Source organism: Micrococcus sp., from assembly GCF_034179925.1.
GTDB lineage: Bacteria > Actinomycetota > Actinomycetes > Actinomycetales > Micrococcaceae > Micrococcus.
The window spans coordinates 43263-50092 of record NZ_JAXFPG010000045.1 but is presented as its reverse complement, the minus strand read 5'-3'; the positions used below and the strand labels follow the sequence as shown (position 1 = coordinate 50092).

At 71.3% G+C, this 6830-nt stretch carries 4 protein-coding genes and 1 pseudogene; 3 read left to right on the top strand and 2 right to left on the bottom strand.

What is annotated here, in order from left to right:
• Positions 1-19: 19 nt before the first annotated feature.
• Together SPI96_RS08935 and SPI96_RS08930 are read left to right on the top strand one after the other, a co-directional pair.
• A pseudogene (locus SPI96_RS08935) lies at positions 20-1451 on the top strand (amino acid permease).
• Positions 1452-1590: 139 nt separating this feature from the next.
• Entirely contained in the window at positions 1591-3306 is a 1716-nt protein-coding gene (locus SPI96_RS08930) for an RNA-binding domain-containing protein (RefSeq protein WP_321082016.1), read from the top strand.
• A 20-nt stretch (positions 3307-3326) separates the two neighbouring features.
• Here SPI96_RS08930 and SPI96_RS08925 read toward each other — a convergent pair whose 3' ends face one another.
• Positions 3327-4166: a Cof-type HAD-IIB family hydrolase gene (locus SPI96_RS08925; RefSeq protein ID WP_321082015.1), complete on the bottom strand. Its 840-nt coding sequence runs from the start codon at positions 4164-4166 to the stop codon at positions 3327-3329.
• A gap of 53 nt (positions 4167-4219) precedes the next feature.
• A complete protein-coding gene (locus tag SPI96_RS08920) occupies positions 4220-5161 on the bottom strand; it encodes a carbohydrate kinase (protein WP_321082014.1) in 942 nt (313 codons plus the stop codon).
• Between the two features lie 224 nt (positions 5162-5385).
• Here SPI96_RS08920 and SPI96_RS08915 point away from each other — a divergent pair, with 224 nt between their 5' ends.
• Positions 5386-6720, top strand: coding sequence for a uracil-xanthine permease family protein (locus tag SPI96_RS08915; protein WP_321082013.1), 1335 nt, complete (start codon positions 5386-5388; stop codon positions 6718-6720).
• The last annotated feature ends 110 nt before the right edge of the window (positions 6721-6830 follow it).

Here is a 6830-nt window from a genome sequence, read left to right as displayed (position 1 = left end):
CGGCTCCACGCACTCCGGCCTGCGCCGCACCCTCGCCCCGCGGCACCTGACGATGATCGCCATGGGCGGGGCCATCGGCACCGGCCTGTTCGTGGCCTCCGGCAACACGATCGCCACCGCCGGCCCCGGAGGCGCCCTGCTGGCATACGTGGTGATCGGCTTCATGGTGTTCCTGCTGATGCAGTCCCTGGGCGAGATGGCCACCTACCTGCCGGTCTCCGGTGCGTTCGGGGAGTACGCCACCCGGTTCGTGAGCCCCTCGTTCGGCTTCGCCATCGGCTGGAACTACTGGTACAACTGGGCGATCACCGTGGCGGCCGAGCTCGTCGCGGCGGCCCTGATCATGCGGTACTGGCTGCCGGACGTGCCCCTCCTGGGTGTGGTCCGCCCTGTTCCTGGCGGTGCTCTTCGGCCTCAACGCGCTGTCCACGCGCACGTACGGCGAGAGCGAGTTCTGGTTCTCGATGATCAAGGTGCTCACCGTCGTCGTGTTCCTGGTGCTGGGCGTGCTGATGATCCTCGGGATCCTCGGGGATGCCGCCTCCCCCGGCTTCGAGAACTGGACCACCGGGGAGGCCCCGTTCGTGGGCGGCGGCGCCGGGATCCTGGCGATCTTCCTGGTGGCGGGCTTCTCCTTCCAGGGCACCGAGCTGGTGGGGGTGGCCGCGGGCGAGGCCGAGAACCCGGAGCGGACTGTGCCCAAGGCGCTGCGCACCGTGTTCTTCCGCATCCTGCTGTTCTACGTGGGCGCGATCACCGTGATCGGCTTCCTCATCCCCTACACCAGCCCGAACCTGCTGGGCAGTGAGGTCGAGGACATCTCCATCTCCCCGTTCACCCTGGTGTTCGAGAACGCGGGCGTGCTGGCGGCGGCGTCGGTGATGAACGCGGTGATCCTCACCGCCATCCTCTCGGCCGGCAATTCCGGCCTGTACGCCTCCACCCGCATGCTCTGGGCGTTGGCGCAGTCCGGCAAGGCGCCCCGGTTCCTCGCCCGGGTGAACCGGCGCGGGGTGCCCATGAACGCCCTGCTGGTGACCACCGCGGTAGGCGCGGCCTGCTTCCTCACCACCCTGATCGGTGACGGCGCCGCCTACGTGTGGCTGGTGTCCGCGTCGGGCCTGGCCGGGTTCATCGTGTGGATGGGCATCGCGTGGAGCCACTACCGGTTCCGGCGCGCCTATGTAGCCCAGGGCGGGGACGTGCGAGACCTGCCGTACCGGGCGGCCCTGTTCCCGCTGGGGCCGGTCGTCGCGCTCGTGCTGTGCACCGTGGTGATCCTCGGGCAGAACTACGAGGCCTTCCTCGGCGGTCAGGTGGACCTGGTGGCCGCGGCCTCCGCGTACATCGGGCTGCCGCTGTTCCTGGCACTGTGGGCCGGGCACAAGCTGGTGACCGGCGCGAAGGGCGTGCGCTACGAGGAGGCCGACCTCACCCGCGTGGAGGTCTGACCGGCAACCGCAGCAGCGCTTCGACGGCGGCGGCCACGCCGTCGTCGTCGCAGGCGCCCACGACGGCGGTCGGGGCGGGGAGACGAGAGTTTGGACGAGTTTATAGAACCGGAGCCCATCGACTCCGTACAATAAACTCATGATCAACCCGGACGAGCTGACCGCGGCGCTCGACGCCCTGGACCACGGGGCCACGGCGGACTCGCTCGAGTCCGAGACCCTCGACTTCAAGCGTGACCCCTCCACCGTTCCGGAGTTCCACGGCAACGCCCGCGCACGGCTCATCGAGGAGCTCACCACGGCCGTCATCTGCTTCTCCAATGCGCAGGGGGGACTGATCCTGCTGGGGGTGGACGACAAGGCGACAGGCCGCGATGCCTTCATCGGCACCTCCGCAGACCCGGCCGATCTGCGTAGCCGCATCCATGCGAACACGACGCCGCCGGTCACCGTGGACATCAGCGAGATCATGCACGGGCAGACACGACTGCTCGCGATCCGCGTCATCGAAGGCCTCGACCTCGTCACCAACAGCAAGGGCGTGGCGCACCAGCGGCAGGGCACCGACTGCCGGCCGATGAAGGAAGAGGCACGGCGCCACCTCTCACACACCAGGAGGAACCCGGACTACACGGCCCGCAGGTCCGAACGCAGCGTGAGCGACATCGACCGGTCGGCGTTGGCAGAGGTGCGGGAGCTCCTGCGAGCCCTGCCCGATCTGCGTCGGCAGATGGCTGATCTCCATGACGACGAACTGCTCCGCAGCCTCGGCGCCGTGGACCGGCAGGGGGATCTGCTCGTCGCCGGTGAGCTGCTCCTCTGTCAGCCCGACCATGACACCGTGGATCTGCTGACCCGCCCCTCCCCTGGATCGGAGCCGTCGACGCGGCGACTGCGCCTGCCCCTGGTCCAGGCGTTCACATCCGTGATGACCCATGTGACGTCCACGATCAACCCGGAGGTGACCTCGATTCCGCTCCCCAGCGGCCAGGAGCTCACTCTGCCGGACTTCTCTCCCCTCGCCGTCGAGGAGGCGGTGACCAACGCCCTTGTCCACCGTGACCACGGACTGCGCGAGCGGGTGGTCGTGGACCACAGCGCCACCACGCTCACGGTGCACTCACCGGGACCGTTGCCGTTCGGGGTGGAGCCGGACCGCCTCCTCAGCACTGTCTCGACGCCCAGGAACCCCCAGCTCATGTCCGTCCTGCAGCACCTGGGTCTGGCCGAGCGGACCTCACGGGGAATCGACCGCATGTTCCGCGAGCAGGTCCGTGTCGGCCAGGCCCAGCCCGTCATCGAGGCCGACGACTACTCGGTGACCGTGCGCTTCACCACCGGCGCACCGAACCGGGCGTTCGCCCGCTTCCTCGCCTCACTGCCGACCGAGCTCCGGGAGAACGTGGACGCCGTCCTCCTGCTCGACCACCTCTGCCGCAAGCCCCTCCTCACCGTGGACGACGCCGCCCGCATCCTGCAGGTCACCCCACAGGAAGCCGGTCATCGAGCCGATGCCCTGGTCTCAGGGCCCCACCCGCTCGTGGAGCGGTCCTCGTCGACGAGGAGAGGACCCTCGTGGCGGCTGTCGCCGAGCACGGCGGCGGGCCTGGGCACGGCAGTGGTCCACCGCACGAAGACCGACCAGGCGCGGCGCCGGGTCGAGGCCCACCTCGGCGAGTACGGCTGGATCACCAACAAGACCGTCCGCAACATGTTCGACCTCGATGTCCAGCAGGCCCGCCAGATCCTCGCCGATCTGCGGGACGCCGGGGTGCTGGTCAAGGACCCGGCGGGGCCGGAACGCGGTCCGACAGTGCGTTGGCTGGCGGCCAAGAAGTCGAACCACCGTTCCTGAACCGGGGCGGGCTCCTCCGCTCAGCGGACCGGCAGCTGCAGCAGGGTCTCGACGGCGGCGGCCACGCCGTCGTCGTCGCAGGCCCCGACGACGGCGTCCGCCACCTCGCGCAGCGAGGGGTGCGCGTCCGCGACGGCCAGGCCGAGCCCGGCCCAGGTGAGCATCTCGGCGTCGTTGGGCATGTCGCCGAAGGCGACGACGTCCGCCGGCCCCACACCTCGGCTCGCCGCGAGCTCGGCGAGGGTGGCGGCCTTGTGCACACCGGGCGCGGAGATCTCCACCAGGGACATCCCGGGGGCGGAGTGGGTGGTGGTGACGGCGTCCCCGACCTCGGCGCGCACGGCCGCGAGGAACTCGTCCGGGCAGAGCGCCTGCGAGCGCGCCATGAGCTTGACCACGCGCGCGCCCGAGGGCAGTGCTTGTTCCAGGCTGCCGGGGGTGCCCTGGCCGAGGTCCTCCTGGGAGAATCCCTCCTCCCAGAAGAAGCCCTCGAGGGCCTCGGCACCGAAGGTCGCGGTGGGGTCGAGGGCACGGACCCGGGCGGCGACGTCGTGCACCACCGGCCGAGGCACGGGGCGGGAGGCCAGCACGTCCCCGGAGGCCGGGTCCACCACCACGGCGCCGTTGGAGCAGATCATCGGGCCCACATCCCCGAGCTGGGCGCGCAGCGGGGCGAGCCAGCGCAACGGCCGGCCGGTGACCACCACAACGTGCACGCCTGCCCGGTGGGCTGTGCGCAGTGCCGCGAGGGTGCGGGGGGAGACCCGGCCAGTGCGGGTGTGCGCGTACCCGACGATGGTGCCGTCCAGGTCCGTGGCGATCAGCCGGGGGCGACGCGCGGACTCAGGCAGGGCGGGCATGCCGCCAGTGTAGGCGCGGGGCCCGGGGCGGGGCCGAGGTGTCGGCCGGGGCGTCAGTCCGCGAGCTCGGCCCGGGTGGGCGGGTTCGCGCCCTGGCGGGAGGAGGTGATCGCGGAGGCGCGCGAGGAGTAGATCAGCACGGACTGGATGTCCTGCAGGTCCATGGTGTGCAGGCGGCTGCGGTTCTCCGCGCCGAGCAGGCGGCGGTCGTCCAGGGCGGCGAGCAGGGCCGCGGTGAACGAGTCCCCGGCACCCACGGTGTCCGCGACGTCCACGGGGACGATCGGCCGCTGCACCTCGTGCTCGGCGGTGACGGCCACGATGTCCTCGGCCCCGCGCGTCATCACCACGAGCGCCGGCCCGGCCTGCTGCCAGGCGCGCAGGCTCTCCAGCAGGGGGCGGTCCGGGTAGAGCCAGGCGACGTCCTCGTCTGAGGCGTGGACGACGTCGGACAGGCGCACCGACTCCTCCGCTCGGGCGCGGGCGAACGCGCGGTCCGGGACGATGCTGGGGCGCACGTTGGGGTCGTAGCTGATGGTGGTGGACGGCTGCAGGGCTTCGAGCAGGCCCATGACGGCGGCGTCCCCGGGGGCGAGCATGGTGGCGATGGAGCCGGCGTGCACGTGGAGCAGGCGGCCGCCTCCGGCGTCGGGGCTCAGGCGGTCCTGCAGGTCCGCGACGCGCGGGAGGGTCCAGTCCAGCTCGAACTCGTAGCTCGCGGCGCCGGTGGGGTCCAGGCGGGCGGTGGCCACGGAGGTGGCGGTGGTGTCCGGCTCGAGGACGCTGCGCACGCCGTTGTCGTGGAGGTGGGCGTCGATCATGCGGCCGTAGTCGTCCTGGCCGTAACGGCCGGCGAAGCGCACGGGACGTTCGAGCCGGCTGAGCCCGACGGCCACGTTCAGCGGGCTCCCGCCGACGTGTGCGCGGGGTGTGGCGGTGTCCGAGAGCACCACGTCCACCAGTGCTTCACCGATCACTCCGAAATATTCCACCACGGCGTCAACGGTACCCTACGAGGCAGTCCGGGCCGCGGGCGTACGCCCCTGTTCCGATTCCCCTCCCTCCCGCAACGGAGACGGACCCCTCCCCCGGACCGCTCCCGTTCGAGAGACGGGAACTCCCAGGGCCACTCCCGTTCGAGAAACGGGAGAGCCCAGAGCCGCTCCCGTTCGGGAAACGGGAGGTCCCGGCTCCCGCATCACCCAGGAACGAGGCCCCTATGACCACCCATCAGACCAGTGCCGGATGGCGCCTGCACGGCGACGGACGCACCATCGCCCCGGGCGCCGTCGTCGCCCCGGACGAACGGCTCAGCTGGCCGCGCACCCTCGGCATCGGCATCCAGCACGTCATGGCGATGTTCGGCGCCACCGTGCTGGTGCCCGCCATCACCGGGATGCCCGCCACCACCGCCCTGCTGTTCTCCGGCCTCGGCACCCTGCTGTTCCTGGTGATCACCGGCAACCGGCTGCCCTCCTACCTGGGCAGCTCCTTCGCGTTCATCGCCCCGCTGACGGCCGCGAGCGCGAGCGCCGGCGTGGGCGCGGCACTGGGCGGCATCGCGGCGACGGGCGTGATGCTCATGCTGGTGGGCGCCGTGGTGCATGCGGCCGGCACCGGCTGGATCCACGCGCTGATGCCGCCGGCGGTGATGGGCACGATCGTCGCCCTGATCGGGCTGAACCTCGCCGGGGCGACGACGGCGGCCATGCAGGAGGTGCCCGTGACCACCTTCGGCACGGCGCTGGCGGTGGTGCTCACCGCCGTCCTGTTCCGGGGGCTGTTGGGGCGCCTGTCCATCCTGGTGGGTATCGTGGTCGGGTACCTGCTGGCGCTGCTGCAGGGCCAGGTGGAGTTCCAGGCCGTGCGTGAGGCCGCCTGGGTGGGGCTGCCCCCGTTCCACGCCCCTGTGCTGGAGGTGAGCGTGCTGCCGCTGTTCCTGCCGGTGGTGCTGGTGTTGATCGCGGAGAACATCGGGCATGTGCGCACCGTGGGGCTGATGACCCGGCGCGACCTCGACCCGCTGACCGGCCGCGCCCTGCTGGCGGACGGGCTCTCCACCACGCTGTCCGGGCTGGGCGGCGGCGTGGGCACCACCACGTACGCGGAGAACATCGGTGTGATGGCCTCCTCGAAGGTGTACTCGACGGCCGCCTACTGGGTGGCGGGCCTGACCGCGATCGCTCTGGCGTTCCTGCCGAAGTTCGGGGCCGCTGTGGCGACGATCCCGGCGGGGGTGGCCGGCGGTGCGGGCATCATCCTGTACGGGATGATCGGCGTGATGGGTGTGCGCATCTGGGTGCAGAACCGGGTGGACTTCTCCAACACCATCAACCTGATGACCGCCGGGGCGGGGCTGATCGTGGCGATCGCGAACCCGGAGATCGTGGTGGGCGGCCTGGTGTTCGGCGGGATCACGCTGGGCACCGTGACGGCCCTGGTGGTGTACCACCTGATGACGTTCGTGGCCCGGGCCCGCGAGACCGAGCCGGTGGATGAGGACACCGACGACGCCGCCCGCTTCCGCGCTCCCGAGGCCGGCAAGCTCGGCTGACCCGGCGGGGTGCCCCGGGCGTTCCCGGGCGCTCCCGTTGACGAAACGGGAGGTGTCCCAGGCGCTTTCGTTCGGGAAACGGGAGGTGCTTCGAGCGCTCCCGTTGACGA